This window comes from Burkholderia sp. Ax-1720 (assembly GCF_011753035.1).
Taxonomy (GTDB): Bacteria; Pseudomonadota; Gammaproteobacteria; order Burkholderiales; family Burkholderiaceae; genus Burkholderia; species Burkholderia gladioli.
In genome coordinates this window covers 1-14,535 of the sequence record NZ_VWWK01000174.1, presented here as the reverse complement: position 1 = coordinate 14,535, position 14,535 = coordinate 1, and the positions used below count along the sequence as shown (strand labels likewise).

The 14,535-nt window shown below is 70.6% G+C and carries 13 protein-coding genes; 12 read left to right on the top strand and 1 reads right to left on the bottom strand.

All coding sequences use genetic code 11. The features are described from left to right. Positions 1 to 90: 90 nt before the first annotated feature. Positions 91 to 870 carry an SDR family oxidoreductase gene (locus F3J18_RS30420; RefSeq protein WP_166915842.1) on the top strand — a complete coding sequence of 260 codons (780 nt, stop codon included), beginning with the start codon at positions 91 to 93 and terminating at the stop codon, positions 868 to 870. A 58-nt stretch (positions 871 to 928) separates the two neighbouring features. Next, complete coding sequence (locus F3J18_RS30415; protein WP_166915840.1) at positions 929 to 1,318, top strand: methylglyoxal synthase; 390 nt, start codon at positions 929 to 931, stop codon at positions 1,316 to 1,318. Between the two features lie 78 nt (positions 1,319 to 1,396). Here F3J18_RS30415 and F3J18_RS30410 read toward each other — a convergent pair whose 3' ends face one another. After that, positions 1,397 to 1,807: a hypothetical protein gene (locus F3J18_RS30410; protein ID WP_240154732.1), complete on the bottom strand. Its 411-nt coding sequence runs from the start codon at positions 1,805 to 1,807 to the stop codon at positions 1,397 to 1,399. 257 nt (positions 1,808 to 2,064) lie between these two features. Here F3J18_RS30410 and F3J18_RS30405 point away from each other — a divergent pair, with 257 nt between their 5' ends. From F3J18_RS30405 to F3J18_RS30360, 10 genes are all read left to right on the top strand, one after another. Beyond that, positions 2,065 to 3,039 carry a quinone oxidoreductase gene (locus F3J18_RS30405; protein WP_166915838.1) on the top strand — a complete coding sequence of 325 codons (975 nt, stop codon included), beginning with the start codon at positions 2,065 to 2,067 and terminating at the stop codon, positions 3,037 to 3,039. 347 nt (positions 3,040 to 3,386) lie between these two features. After that, positions 3,387 to 3,479: a K(+)-transporting ATPase subunit F gene (gene kdpF, locus F3J18_RS30400; RefSeq protein ID WP_025096489.1), complete on the top strand. Its 93-nt coding sequence runs from the start codon at positions 3,387 to 3,389 to the stop codon at positions 3,477 to 3,479. After that, on the top strand, positions 3,476 to 5,284 hold the full coding sequence (gene kdpA, locus F3J18_RS30395; RefSeq protein ID WP_025096488.1) for a potassium-transporting ATPase subunit KdpA: 1,809 nt from the start codon (positions 3,476 to 3,478) through the stop codon (positions 5,282 to 5,284). The genes kdpF and kdpA overlap by 4 nt, the downstream gene beginning before the upstream one ends. A gap of 130 nt (positions 5,285 to 5,414) precedes the next feature. After that, the gene (gene kdpB / locus F3J18_RS30390) at positions 5,415 to 7,499 is read left to right on the top strand and encodes a potassium-transporting ATPase subunit KdpB (protein ID WP_025096487.1); all 2,085 of its coding nucleotides are present in this window, start codon (positions 5,415 to 5,417) and stop codon (positions 7,497 to 7,499) included. Positions 7,500 to 7,511: 12 nt separating this feature from the next. Continuing rightward, positions 7,512 to 8,093, top strand: coding sequence for a potassium-transporting ATPase subunit KdpC (gene kdpC / locus F3J18_RS30385; protein WP_166915836.1), 582 nt, complete (start codon positions 7,512 to 7,514; stop codon positions 8,091 to 8,093). A 113-nt stretch (positions 8,094 to 8,206) separates the two neighbouring features. Beyond that, entirely contained in the window at positions 8,207 to 11,203 is a 2,997-nt protein-coding gene (locus tag F3J18_RS30380) for a sensor histidine kinase KdpD (RefSeq protein WP_166915834.1), read from the top strand. After that, on the top strand, positions 11,196 to 11,894 hold the full coding sequence (kdpE, locus tag F3J18_RS30375; RefSeq protein ID WP_013698898.1) for a two-component system response regulator KdpE: 699 nt from the start codon (positions 11,196 to 11,198) through the stop codon (positions 11,892 to 11,894). Before F3J18_RS30380 ends, kdpE begins: the two co-directional genes overlap by 8 nt. A gap of 198 nt (positions 11,895 to 12,092) precedes the next feature. Next, positions 12,093 to 12,413: a quaternary ammonium compound efflux SMR transporter SugE gene (gene sugE / locus F3J18_RS30370; protein WP_013698897.1), complete on the top strand. Its 321-nt coding sequence runs from the start codon at positions 12,093 to 12,095 to the stop codon at positions 12,411 to 12,413. Between the two features lie 198 nt (positions 12,414 to 12,611). Beyond that, positions 12,612 to 13,229: a DUF4126 domain-containing protein gene (locus F3J18_RS30365; protein WP_013698896.1), complete on the top strand. Its 618-nt coding sequence runs from the start codon at positions 12,612 to 12,614 to the stop codon at positions 13,227 to 13,229. Next, the coding region (locus F3J18_RS30360; RefSeq protein WP_240156461.1) for an FtsX-like permease family protein at positions 13,226 to 14,535 on the top strand (1,310 nt) is incomplete at its 3' end. The genes F3J18_RS30365 and F3J18_RS30360, both read left to right, overlap by 4 nt.

The following is a 14,535-nucleotide window of genomic DNA, read 5'->3' as shown; positions in this document are numbered from 1 at the left end:
ATGCGGGGCGGCCGGCGCGGCGGCCCCGGGCCGGCGGCGACGCGCTCCGGAGCGGCCGCGGCCGCCCACTGACTGCAAGGACAGGCTCGAATGGATCTCGGCATCGCAGGACGGACCGCGCTGGTATGCGCGGCCAGCAAGGGACTCGGACGCGGCTGCGCTCAGGCGCTGGCCGCCGAGGGCGTGAAGCTCGTGATCGTGGCGCGCACCCAGGAGACACTCGACGCCACCGCCGAGGCGATTCGCCAGTCGACCGGCGCCGAGGTCACCGCGGTGGCCTGCGACATCACCACCGCGGCCGGACGCGAGGCGGCGCTGGCCGCCTGCCCGCAGCCCGACATCCTGGTCACCAATGCCGGCGGGCCGCCGCCGGGCGACTTCCGCGATTTCTCGCGCGACGACTGGATCCGCGCCGTGGACGCCAACATGCTCACGCCGATCGAGCTGATCCGCGCCACCGTGGACGGCATGATCGCGCGCCGCTTCGGGCGCATCGTCAACATCACCAGCTCGGCCGTGAAGGCGCCGATCGACGTGCTGGCGCTGTCCAACGGGGCGCGCTCGGGGCTCACCGGCTTCGTGGCGGGGCTCTCGCGCAAGGTGGTCGAGCACAACGTGACGATCAACAACCTGCTGCCGGGCCTGTTCGACACCGATCGCATCAAGACCACCCTGGCGGCCTCGGCCAAGGCGGCCGGCACCAGCTTGGACGAAGTCCGCGCGCGCCGCACCCAGGAGATCCCGGCGCGCCGGCTCGGCCAGCCCGACGAGTTCGGCGCGGCCTGCGCCTTCCTGTGCAGCGCGCATGCCGGCTACATCACCGGCCAGAACTGGCTGATCGACGGCGGTTCCTACCCCGGCACGTTCTGAACCCTGACGGCCGGCGGCGTACCGCCGGCCCTGTTTCCACCCACGAGGATTCACCCGCATGGAAGCACCCCGGATCGCGCTGATCGCGCACGATGCGAAGAAGGACGAAATCGTCGCGCTGACGGGCGCCTATCGCGACACGCTCGCGCAATGCGCGCTGGTGGCCACCGGCACCACCGGCAGCCGGATCGCCAGCGCCCACGGGCTGGAGGTGGAGCGCAAGCTGTCGGGGCCGCTGGGCGGCGACCAGCAGATCGGCGCCGAGCTGGCCTCGGGCCGTGTCCACATGGTCATCTTCCTGCGCGACCCGATGACGGCGCAGCCCCACGACCCCGATATCAACGCCCTGGTGCGCGTGTGCGACGTGCACGACGTGCCGGTGGCCACCAACGTGGCCACCGCGAGGGTGTTGCTCGACACGCTCACGCGCACGCTGGCGAAGGGCTGAGCGCGGGCGACCTCGGCGTGCCGGTGCCGACCCGCGCCGGCTCCGGTTGCCTGGGCTGGGCGGAGTCGAGCGCGCCGCTCAGTTGGCCGGCTGGATCAGCAGGGTGGCCTGTCCGCTGTTGTCGTTGCAGGTGTCGTCGGTGATGAAGGCCCACATGGTGGCGTTGGTGCTGCCGGTCACGTCGACCACGGTCGGCTGCTGCTGCTTGACGGACACGCCCCAGCGCGCGTTCGCCCAGCCGCCCTGGACATGCACGGTATCGATCAGGCATCCCGGCACGAGGCTGCCGCCGGTGCAGCTCATGTTGTCGCTCGGCAGCGACAGCACGTAGCGTCCCGGCGCCAGTTGGAAGACCACCGAGGTGCCGTACGGCGCCCCCGGGGTGAGCGCGCTCTGGATGCAGTTCTGCTTGGCGTCGACCGTGATCGAAGTGGCCGCGTTGGCGGAAACCGACGCGAGGGCGAGGAGGAAGGCGGAAATGATGGGCATGCGCATGGCTCGGATCCTTTGTTATGGCTTGAATGTGCAGCACGTTGGGAAGCCGGCACGGCTCGGCCGACCAGACCATTAACGACGTGGATACGGCGAACTTGATCCATTCGTCTGAATAATTTGACGGCAGGCCGCCGCCCCTCGCCGCCCCCGCCCGGCCCGGCGCCTGCAAGGAATCCGCCAACGCGCGAGAATCATGCGTCCCGTCGCCAGACGGCCGGATTCCCTGAACATCCAACCCAGGAGTAGCACGCATGCCGAAAGCAATCCGTTACGACCAGCCGGGCGGCCCGGAGGTGATGAAGTGGGTCGAGGTCGAGGTCGGCGAGCCGAAGGCCGGCGAGGTGCGCGTCAAGCATCACGCGGTCGGGCTCAACTACATCGACGTTTATTTCCGCAACGGCCTCTATCCGCAGCCGCTGCCGGGCGGGCTGGGGCAGGAGGGCGCCGGCGAGGTGGTGGCGCTCGGCGAGGGCGTGAGCACCTTCGAGCTGGGCGATCGCGTGGCCTACACCGGCGTGCCGCCGGGCTCCTATGCCGAGGAGCGGGTGCTGCCGGCCGACAAGCTGGTCAAGCTGCCCGACGCGATCAGCTACGAGGACGCCGCCTCGCTGATGCTGCAGGGCCTGACCGCGCACTACCTGCTGCGCCGCACCTACCCGGTCAAGCCGGGCGACACCATCGTGATCCACGCGGCCGCGGGCGGCGTCGGGCTGCTGGTCTGCCAGTGGGCCAAGGCGCTCGGCGCGACCGTGATCGGCACCGTCGGCTCGGACGAGAAGGCGGAGCTGGCGCGCGCCTTCGGCTGCGACCACCCGGTGGTCTACACGCGCGAGAACCTGGCCGAGCGCGTCAAGGCGATCACCCACGGCGCGGGCGTGCCGGTGGTCTACGACTCGATCGGCAAGGACACCTACCTGCAGTCGCTCGACAGCCTCGCGCCGCTGGGCCTGTTCGTCAGCTTCGGCAATGCCTCGGGCCCGCTGCCGGCGATCGACTCGAAGGAATTCTCCTCGCGCGGCTCGCTGTTCTTCACGCGGCCCACGCTGTTTACCTACATCGCCAAGCGCGCCGACCTCGAGCAGGGCGCGGCCGAGCTGTTCGAGGCGGTCGGCTCGGGCAAGCTCAGGACCAACGTGCGCCAGCGCTACCCGCTGGAGCGCGTGGCCGATGCGCATCGCGATCTCGAGGCGCGCCGCACCACGGGCTCGACCATCCTGCTGCCCTGAGCCTCGTTCCAATCCTTTCGTCGTTCCCGCACGCGCGCCGCCCGGCGCGCGCGTTTCGCGATGGCAGGCCCCTGCCGCCGTGCTCCTGATCCACCCGCCCGCGCTGTTTCCGCCGCCTTTCCCGCTCCGTCCCCACCTCGCGTTTACGCGTTTTTTACACACCCGCTCCGAGCTTTGACCCGCCCTTTACGCGCATTCCCATAAGGTTGCATCCGTTCGAACAGGAACACGGAGAACACAATAATGGATGCGCTGTACGTAGGCGGTCTCGCACTGTTTTCGGTGCTGATCGTCGCGCTCGTCGCGGGGTGCGACAAGCTCTCGCAATATGGTCGCGGGGGGCGTCAATGAACTGGATGCTGTGGCTCGCGGGGCTGTCGACCGCGCTGTTGTTCGCCTATCTGGTCTACGCGCTGCTGCGTGCGGAGGATATCGAATGAATGCGAACAACCTCTTGCAGACGGGGATCTTCCTCGTCGTGCTGCTGGCGCTGGCGGTGCCCGTCGCCGGCTACCTGACTCGCGTGATGGATGGGTCGTCGCGTGTGCTGCGCGTGTTCGGCCCGCTCGAACGCGCCTTGTTCCGGATCGCCGGGGTCGATGCCGGCGCCGAGATGTCGTGGAAGCAGTACGCGCTGGCGGCGATCGCCTTCAACGTGCTGGGCGTGTTCTTCCTCTACCTGCTGCTGCGCATCCAGCAATGGCTGCCCGGCAACCCGCAGCAGTTCGCGCCGATGACGGTGGACGGCGCCTTCAATACCGCGGTCAGCTTCGTCACCAACACCAACTGGCAGGACTACTCGCCCGAGCAGACGGTCAGCTACCTGACCCAGATGCTGGGCCTGACGGTGCAGAACTTCCTGTCGGCGGCCACCGGGATCGTGGTGGTGGTCGCGCTGATCCGCGGCTTCGCGCGTCATACCGCGAAGACCATCGGCAACTTCTGGGTCGACCTCACGCGTGTGACGCTCTACGTGCTGGTGCCGATGTCGATGGTGGTGGCGGGCGTGCTGATGAGCCAGGGCGTGATCCAGAACTTCCGCGCCTATACCGACGTGCCGACCCTGCAGACCAGCAGCTACCAGGCGCCCAAGCTCGACGCGCAGGGCAACCCGGTCAAGGACGACAAGGGCAATCCGGTGACGGTGGCCACGCCGCTCAAGACGCAGACCCTCGCGATGGGCCCGGTCGCCTCGCAGGAAGCGATCAAGATGCTCGGCACCAACGGCGGCGGCTTCTTCAACGGCAACTCGGCGCATCCGTACGAGAACCCGACGCCGTTCTCGAACTTCGTCGAGATCCTCTCGATCCTGATCCTGCCGGCCGCGCTCTGCCTGGTGTTCGGCCGCATGATCGGCGACCGCCGGCAGGGCGTGGCGGTGCTCGCGGCGATGACGGTGGCCTTCGCGGTGGCGGTGGGCATCGAGGCCGGTTCCGAGCAGCGCGGCAACCCGAGCTTCAGCGCGCTGCACGTCGACCAGTCGTCCGGCGCGCTGCAGGCCGGCGGCAACATGGAAGGCAAGGAAACCCGCTTCGGCATCGCCCAGACCAGCCTGTTCGTGGTGGCGACCACGGCCGCCTCGTGCGGCGCGGTGGACGGCGCGCACGACTCGCTGACGCCGGTCGGCGGCCTGGTGCCGATGCTGCTGATCCAGCTCGGCGAGGTGATCTTCGGCGGGGTCGGCTCGGGCCTGTACGGGATGCTGGTGTTCGCGCTGCTGGCGGTGTTCGTGGCGGGCCTGATGATCGGCCGCACGCCCGAGTACGTCGGCAAGAAGATCGAGTCCTACGAGATGAAGATGGTGTCGATCGTGGTGCTGCTCACGCCGCTGCTGGTGCTGGTGGGCACCTCGATCGCGGTGCTCGCCGACGCGGGCCGCGCCGGGATCGCCAACCCGGGCCCGCACGGCTTCTCGGAGATCCTCTACGCGTTCAGCTCGGCGGCCAACAACAACGGCAGCGCGTTCGCCGGGCTCACGGTGAGCACGCCGTTCTACAACTGGCTGACGGCGATCGCGATGTGGTTCGGCCGCTTCGGCACGATCGTGCCGGTGCTGGCGATCGCCGGCTCGCTGGCGGCCAAGAAGCGCATCGCCGCCACCAGCGGCACGCTGCCCACGCACGGCCCGCTGTTCGTGGTGCTGCTGCTCGGCTCGGTGCTGCTGGTGGGCGCGCTGACCTACGTGCCGGCGCTCGCGCTCGGCCCGGGCGTCGAGCATCTGATGCTGTTCTCGGGCAGCCACTGAGGACGCGCCCGGGCGGGGCGGCCGCCGCGTGCCGCCGCTCGCCTGCCCGGGCGAACCCACGCAACACAGGCAACAGGAACACGGGAAACAAGGTATCCGCGCATCGTCCGCGATGCCATCGAGGATCACGATGAATCAACATTCCGCTACACGATCGATGTTCGACCCGGCGCTGCTGCGCCCGGCGATCGTCGAGTCGTTCAAGAAACTCACGCCGCGCACGCAGTTCCGCAATCCGGTGATGTTCTGCGTCTACGTCGGCAGCGTGCTGACCACGATCCTCTGGATCGCGGCCCTGCTCGGCCAGGCCGAGGCGCCGGCCGGCTTCATCCTGGCGGTCACGCTATGGCTCTGGTTCACGGTGCTGTTCGCGAACTTCGCCGAGGCGCTGGCCGAGGGCCGCTCGAAGGCCCAGGCGGCCTCGCTGCGCAGCGCCAAGAAGGATGTGATGGCCAAGAAGCTCAACGAGCCGCATCCGAAGTCGCCGATCCGCATCACCACCGCCAGCGAGCTGCGTCGCGGCGACGTGGTGCTGGTCGAGGCCGGCGACACCATTCCCGCCGACGGCGAGGTGGTCGACGGCGTGGCCTCGGTCGACGAATCGGCGATCACCGGCGAATCGGCGCCGGTGATCCGCGAATCGGGCGGCGACTTCTCCTCGGTGACGGGCGGCACGCGCGTGCTGTCCGACTGGATCGTGGTGAAGGTCACGGCCAACCCGGGCGAGGCCTTCCTCGACCGCATGATCGCCATGGTGGAAGGCGCCAAGCGCCAGAAGACGCCCAACGAGATCGCGCTGACCATCCTGCTGGTGGCGCTGACCATCGTGATGCTGCTGGCCACCGCGACGCTGCTGCCGTTCTCGATCTTCTCGGTCGACGCGATGAAGGCCGGCCACGTGGTGACCATCACCGCCCTGGTGGCGCTGCTGGTGTGCCTGATCCCGACCACCATCGGCGGGCTGCTGTCCGCGATCGGCGTGGCCGGCATGAGCCGCATGATGCAGGCTAACGTGATCGCCACCTCGGGCCGCGCGGTCGAGGCGGCCGGCGACGTCGACGTGCTGCTGCTCGACAAGACCGGCACCATCACGCTCGGCAACCGCCAGGCTTCCGAGTTCCTGCCGGCCGCGGGCGTGACCGAAGAGGCGCTGGCCGATGCCGCGCAGCTCTCCTCGCTGGCCGACGAGACGCCGGAAGGGCGCAGCATCGTGGTGCTGGCCAAGACCCGCTTCAACCTGCGCCAGCGCGACATGGCCGCCCTGCAGGCGACCTTCCTCGGTTTCTCGGCGCAGACCCGCATGAGCGGCGTCGACCTGCCGGATCGCGAGATCCGCAAGGGCGCGGCCGATGCGATCCGCCAGTACGTGGAGATGCACGGCGGGCGCTTCCCCGAGGACGTGCGGCGCGCCGTCGACGACGTGGCCCGCAAGGGCAGCACGCCGCTGGTGGTGGCCGAGCGCCAGGGCGGCGGCGCGCGCGTGCTGGGCGTGATCGAGCTGAAGGACATCGTCAAGGGCGGCATCAAGGAGCGCTTCGCCGAGCTGCGCAAGATGGGCATCAAGACCGTGATGGTGACCGGCGACAACCGCCTGACGGCGGCGGCGATCGCGGCCGAGGCCGGGGTCGACGACTTCCTCGCCGAGGCCACCCCCGAGACCAAGCTCGCGACCATCCGCGAGCACCAGTCGGCGGGCCGGCTGGTGGCGATGACGGGCGACGGCACCAACGACGCGCCGGCGCTGGCCCAGGCCGACGTGGCGGTGGCCATGAACACCGGCACCCAGGCGGCCAAGGAAGCCGGCAACATGGTCGACCTCGACTCGAACCCGACCAAGCTGATCGAGATCGTCGAGATCGGCAAGCAGATGCTGATGACGCGCGGCTCGCTGACCACCTTCTCGATCGCCAACGACGTCGCGAAGTATTTCGCGATCATCCCGGCGGCCTTCGCGACCACCTATCCGCAGCTCGATGCGCTCAACGTGATGCATCTGGCCACCCCGACCTCGGCCATCATGTCGGCGGTGATCTTCAACGCGCTGATCATCGTCGCGCTGATCCCGCTGGCGCTCAAGGGCGTGCGCTACCGCGCGCTCGGCGCGGCCACCCTGCTGCGCCGCAACCTGCTGGTCTACGGGCTCGGCGGGATCCTGGTGCCGTTCGTCGGCATCAAGCTGATCGACATCGTGCTCGCCGCCTTCGGCTGGGTATAAGGAAGCTTCGCCATGAAATCCATGATTCGTCCGCTCGTCGTCCTGTTCGCGGTGCTGACCGCCGTCACGGGGCTCGTCTATCCGGCGGTGATGACCGCCTTCGGCTCGGTGGCCTTCCCGTCGCAGGCGGGCGGCAGCCTGGTCGAGCAAAACGGCAGGACGGTCGGCTCCGCGCTGATCGGCCAGCCCTTCGATGCGCCGCAATACTTCTGGGGCCGCCTGTCGGCCACCAGCCCGATGCCGTACAACGCCCAGGGTTCGAGCGCCTCGAACCTCGGCCCGACCAACCCGGCGCTGGCCGACCAGGTCAAGGGCCGGCTCGACGCGCTCAAGGCGGCGGGCACCGACATGTCGCAGCCGGTGCCGGTCGACCTGGTGACCGCCTCGGGCAGCGGCCTGGACCCGGAGATCAGCCCGGCCGCGGCGGCCTACCAGGTCGAGCGCGTCGCCCGCGCGCGCGGCCTGTCGGCCGACGCGGTGCGCCAACTGGTCGACGCCAACACCAAGGGCCGCCAGTTCGGCCTGCTCGGCGAGCCGCGCGTGAACGTGCTGGCATTGAACCTGGCCCTCGACTCGACGAAGTCCGCGCACTGACCTGACCGGCACGGACTTCCTTTGCGGCGCGGCACTCCTGCGCCGCCTTTTCTTTTTCCGGGATTTGGCACGACAATGAAGCGCCTCCCGACAACCGGCGCGCGCCAATCCGCATGAACCGTCCCGATCCCGACCAGCTTCTCGACAAGATCCAGCGCGAGGAGGAGAGGCAGCAGCGCGGCCGGCTGAAGATCTTCTTCGGCGCCTCGGCCGGCGTCGGCAAGACCTACGCGATGCTGCAGGCCGCCCGCGCGCGCGCCGACGATGGCGTGGACGTGCTGGTGGGCATCGTCGAGACGCATGGGCGGCGCGAGACCGCGGCGCTGGTCGAGGGGCTCGAACTGCTGCCGCCGCTGGCGGTCTCGCATCGCGGGCGCGAGCTGGCCGAGTTCGACCTCGACGCGGCGCTGGCACGTCGCCCGCAATTGGTGCTGGTCGACGAGCTGGCCCATTCGAACCTGCCGGGCTCGCGCCACCTGAAGCGCTGGCAGGACGTGCACGAGCTGCTCGACGCCGGCATCGACGTCTACACCACGGTCAACGTCCAGCACCTGGAGAGCCTCAACGACGTGGTCGGCGCGATCACCGGCATTCGTGTCTGGGAGACCGTGCCCGATCGCGTGTTCGACGCGGCCGACGAGGTCACCCTGGTCGACCTGCCGGCCGAGGAACTGCTGGAGCGCATGCGCGACGGCAAGGTCTACATGGCGCAGCAGGCCGAGCGGGCGGTGCGCAACTTCTTCCGCAAGGGCAACCTGATCGCGCTGCGCGAGCTGGCGCTGCGCCGCACCGCCGATCGCGTCGACGCGCAGATGCGCGAGTACCGTGCCGATCGCTCGATCGCGCGCATCTGGCAGGCGCGCGAGCGGCTGCTGGTGTGCGTCGGCGCGGGCCCCGAGGCGCCCACCCTGGTGCGCGCGGCGGCGCGCCTGGCGGCCGGGCTGAAGGCCGACTGGATTGCCGTCTATGTCGAGACGCCGCGCTCGCAGCGGCTCGACGATGCGCGCCGGCGCCGCCCGCTCGATGCGCTCAAGCTGGCGGCCGAGCTCGGCGCCGAGACCGTGACGCTGGCCGGCGCCGACCCGGTGGCCGCGCTGATCGGTTATGCGCAGGTGCGCAACGTCTCCAAGCTGGTGGCCGGCGGCTCGCCGCGCACCGGCCTGCTGCGGCGCCTGGCGCGGCCGTTCGGCGAGCGGCTGGCCGAGCGTGCCGGCGATCTCGACCTGATGCTGCTGCGTACCTCGGCGCAGGACGATCCGCGCCGCGGCGAACCCGACGCGGGCGTGCGTGCCTGGCGCGAGGCCTTCTCGCGGCTGGCCGGCGAACGCTCGCCGCCGCGCCACTACGTGACGGCCGCGCTGATCTGCGCGGCCCTAACCGGCGTGGCCGCCATCGCGCAGGCGCGCCTGGACCTGACCAACCTGGTGATGCTGTACCTGCTCGGCGTGGTGTTCAGCGCGGTCAGGCTCGGGCGCGGGCCGGGCGTGATGCAGTCCTTCCTGTCGGTGGCGGCCTTCGATTTCTTCTTCGTGCCGCCGCGCATGTCGCTGTCGGTCAGCGACACGCAGTACCTGCTGACCTTCTTCGGCATGCTGCTGACCTCGCTGGTGATCAGCCACCTGACCTCCAGCCTGACGCGCTCGGCCGGCGTGGCCGAGCGGCGCGAGCGGCGCACCGGCGCGATGTACGCGATGGCGCGCGAGCTGGCCGCCGCGCTCGCCGCCGAGCAGATCGTGGAGATCGGCAGCCGCCACGTGGCCGAGGTGTTCCGCGCGCGCGTGGCGATGCTGCTGCCCGACGGCGCCGACCAGGTGCGCCAGAAGATCGAGAATCCCGACGAGGCGGTGACGCTGACCGGCGCCTCGCTCGATACCGATGTCGGGCAGTGGGTCTATGACCAGCAGAAGCCGGCCGGGCGCGGCACCGACACGCTGCCGGCGGCACTGGCGCGCTACCTGCCGCTGAAGGCGCCGATGCGCACGCGCGGCGTGCTGGCGGTGGTCACGCAGGATAGCCGCGAGCTCGACGCGCCCGAGCAGCAGCGCATGCTCGATGCCTTCGCCGCGCAGATCGCGCTGGCGCTCGAGCGCGTGCATTACGTCGAGATCGCGCGCGACGCGCTGGTCAGCATGGAGTCGGAGCGGCTGCGCAATTCGCTCCTGTCGGCGATCTCGCACGACCTGCGCACGCCGCTGACCACCATCGTCGGTTTCTCGTCGATGCTGGCCGGCATGCACGCCGATGCGGCCAGGGCGAAGGCGGGCGCGGCGGCCGCGGCGGATCCGGCGGCCTTGCCGGCGGCGGCCGGCGGCCACGAGGCTGCCGCCGGCGACGGCGACCAGCCCGCCGACCGCGAGCACGAACTGGTCGAGGCGATCCACGACGAGGCGCTGCGTATGACCGGCATCGTCACCAACCTGCTCGACATGGCGCGGCTGCAGGCCGGCAGCCTGCAGCTCAAGCGCCAGTGGTCGCTGCTGGAGGAGACGGTGGGCGCCGCGCTGGCGGCCTGCAAGCGCGTGCTGGCGCGGCACCCGGTGCAGGTGCGGCTGCCGGCCGACCTGCCGCTGCTGCAGACCGACGCGGTGCTGATGGAGCGGCTGTTCGCCAACCTGTTCGAGAACGCCGCCAAGTACACGCCGCCCGGCACGGGCCTGACGATCGGCGCCGAGGCGATCGAGGAGGACGGCAAGCCCTTCGTGCGCGTGAGCGTCGACGACCATGGCCCGGGCCTGCGCGCCGGCATGGAGGCGCGCATCTTCGACAAGTTCACGCGCGGCGAGAAGGAATCGGCCACGCCCGGCATCGGGCTGGGCCTGGCGATCTGCCGGGCGATCGTCGACGCGCACGGCGGTAGAATCGGCGCGCGCAACCGGCTCGCGCCGGACGGCTCGGTGGCCGGCGCGAGCTTCTGGTTCACGCTGCCGGTCGACGCGCCGCCGCCCGTGCCCGATGTCGACGAGGCCGACGCGATCGACGAGGCCGAGGACGTCGACGCGATCGACGCGCCCCGGCGCGACGACCACGCCGCCGGCTCGCGCCACGTGCCCGGTGCCACCGATGCCGGGGCGCCGCTTTCGCCATCCCCCAAGAATGCCGACCATGAGTGAACCGACGCTGACCGTCGTCCTGATCGAAGACGAAAAACAGATCCGCCGCTTCGTGCGCACCGCGCTCGAGGCCGAGGGCATCGCGGTGTTCGACGCGGAAACCGGCAAGCAGGGGCTGATCGAGACCGCCACGCGCAAGCCCGACCTGGTGATCGTCGATCTCGGCCTGCCCGATACCGACGGGCTGGACGTGATCCGCGAGCTGCGCGGCTGGTCCGAGCTGCCGGTGATCGTGCTCTCGGCCCGCACGCGCGAGGACGAGAAGGTGGCCGCGCTCGACGCCGGCGCCGACGACTACCTGACCAAGCCGTTCGGCGTGTCCGAGCTGCTGGCGCGGATCCGCGCCCACCTGCGCCGGCGCAACCTGGGCGGGGCCAACGACACGCCGAGCGTGAGCTTCGGCGCGGTCAAGGTCGACCTGGCGCTGCGCATCGTCACGCGCGGCGGCGAGCCGGTGCATCTCACGCCGCTCGAATACCGGCTGCTGGCCACCCTGGTGCGCCATGCCGGCCGCGTGCTGACCCACCGCCAGTTGCTGCGCGACGTGTGGGGGCCTTCGCATGTCGAGAGCCATCACTACCTGCGCATCTACATGGCGCATCTGCGCCAGAAGCTCGAGGCCGATCCGGCGCAGCCGGAGCACATCGTGACGGAAACCGGGGTGGGCTACCGGCTGGTCGGCGCGGCCTGAGCGAGGCAGGCGCAAGGGGCGGGGGGAGCCGCGGCGCAGCCGATGCTGCCCCGATTCTTCGTCGACATCCCCTGTCGCCGGCAGGGGCGTCGCTGCCGCTCCGTAAGCACTTTGTTATAATCCGCCACTGCCCGGGACGTCCCGGCGCGTCAATTCAATCCACGGGGACGGCCCCGTCCTTCCCAGTGGAGTGTTCCCATGTCCTGGATCCTGCTTTTCATCGCCGGTCTTCTCGAAATCGCCTGGGCTGCCGGCATGAAGTCGTCCGAAGGCTTCACGCGGCTCTGGCCGTCGGTCTTCACCATCGTCACCGCGATCGGCAGTTTCGTGCTGCTCGCCGTGGCCATGCGCCAGTTGCCGCTCGGCACCGCCTACGCGGTGTGGACCGGCATCGGCGTGGTCGGCGCCTTCATCTTCGGGGTGCTGCTGATGGGCGAGGCCGTCACCTTCGCGCGCGTGGCGAGCGCCTCGCTGATCGTGATCGGGCTGATCGGCCTGAAGCTGTCCTCGGCCGCCTGAGTTCCTGCCCGCGCCGGCGCCGTTGCGCGCCGGGCACGGCCTCGGGTGGTTCCCGAGCGGCGCGTGCTGCGCCGCGTCTATAATGCAGGAACATTCTCTCGGAAATACGCCGCCGGCCGCCCGTCCGGGCGCCGGCGGCGCTTCCGTTCAGCCGGCCGCCGCGCCGGCAGGCGCGTACCACGCGCAAGGAGACCGCACATGGTCGAGGCCATTTCGCTCGGCGCGGGGCTCGCCTGGGCGAGCGGGCTGCGCCTCTATCTGACGGTACTGATCGCCGGCGTGCTGGCGCGTACCGGCCTCGTGCACCTGCCCGACACGCTGACGGTGCTGATGTCTCCCTGGGTGATCGGCGCCGCCGCCGTGCTGGCGATCGCCGAATTCCTCGCCGACAAGATCCCCGCCTTCGATTCGCTCTGGGACGCGATCCATACCTTCATCCGGATTCCGGCCGGCGCCGTGCTGGCCGCCGGTGCGCTCGGCCATGCCGATCCCGCCATGCTGGCGGTGGCGGGCCTGGCCGGCGGCACCCTGGCCGGCTCGGCCCATGTCGCGAAGGCCGGCACGCGCGCGCTGATCAACCTCTCGCCCGAGCCGATCTCGAACTGGATCGCCTCGGCCACCGAGGACGGCCTGGTATTCGCGGGCCTCGCGCTGGCCTTCTTCGTGCCGCTGCTGTTCCTGCTGCTGATGGTCGGCTTCGTCGCCTTCGCCGCCTGGGCGCTGCCCCGGCTCTGGCGCGGCGTGTCGGGCGGGTTCCGCGGCATGGCGCACCAGATGGTGTCGCGTTTCAATTCACTCGGGGGCAAGCGGGATTGACCAAGCAGCATGAAGCAGGGCGCGCCGCGCGCGGCGCGCGTCTCACGCCGGGCGAACTGGTACGGCAATCGATCCGGATGACGATGCGCGACTGGCGCTCGGGCGAGCTGACCCTGCTCGTGCTGGCGCTGGTGCTGGCGGTCGCCGCGCTGACCAGCGTCGGTTTCCTGTCCGACCGGTTGCGCCAGGGGCTCGAGCGCGATGCGCGCCAGATGCTCGGCGCCGATTTCGTGGTGCGCGCCGATCATCCCGTCGATTCGTCCTTCGCCGCCGCAGCGCGCGCCGACGGCCTCGCCACCGCCTCCACGGCGATCTTTCCCAGCATGGTCGGCGGCACCGGCGCGAACGCGCCGTCGCGGCTGGCGGCCGTGAAGGCCGTGTCGGGCAGCTATCCGCTGCGCGGGCGGGTCGAGATCGCGGGTACCGCGAGCGCGCCGGGGCGCCCGGCCGAGTCGATCCCCGCGCCCGGCACCGTGTGGGCCGATCCGGCGCTGCTCGACGCGCTGCACCTGAAGGTCGGCGACGCGGTGCGCGTCGGCCAGCGCACCTTCACCATCTCGGCGGCGATCACGCGCGAACTCGATCGCGGCTTCTCCTTCGTCAATTTCTCGCCGCGCCTGATGCTGCGCGAGGACGAGCTCGCCTCGACCGGGCTGGTCGGCTATGGCAGCCGCGTGACCTACCGCCTGCTGGTGGCGGGCCCCGACGCGGCGGTGGCGCGCTTCGCCGAGCTCGCGCACCAGCGCGTGGACGGCGGCAAGCTGCGCGGCGTCGCGCTTGAATCGCTGCAGGAAGGGCAGCCGCAGGTGCGCGAGACGCTCGATCGCGCGCGTCACTTCCTGACCCTGGTGTCGCTGCTCACGGCGCTGCTGTCGGCGGTGGCGATCGCGATGGCCGCGCAGCGCTACATGCGCCGCCATCTCGACGGCTGCGCGGCGATGCGCTGCCTCGGCACCAGCCAGCGCACGCTGGCCGGGCTGTTTACGCTCGAATTCATCGCGCTCGGCCTGGGCTCGGGCCTGCTGGGCGCGGCGCTCGGCTACGCGGGCCACCTCGCCTTGCTGGCCGCGCTGGGCAGCCTGATCGACGTGGTGCTGCCGCAGCCGGGCATGGTGCCCGCGCTGGTCGGTATCGGTGCCGGCCTGGTGCTGCTGCTGGGTTTCGCGCTGCCGCCGCTGATGCCGCTCACGCGCGTGCCGCCGGTGCGCGTGCTGCGCCGCGAGTGGGGCGAGGCGGGCCGCACCGCCTGGCTCGGCTACGCGCTCGGCGTGCTGCTGTTCGCGGCGCTGCTGGTGGCGGCGGCCGG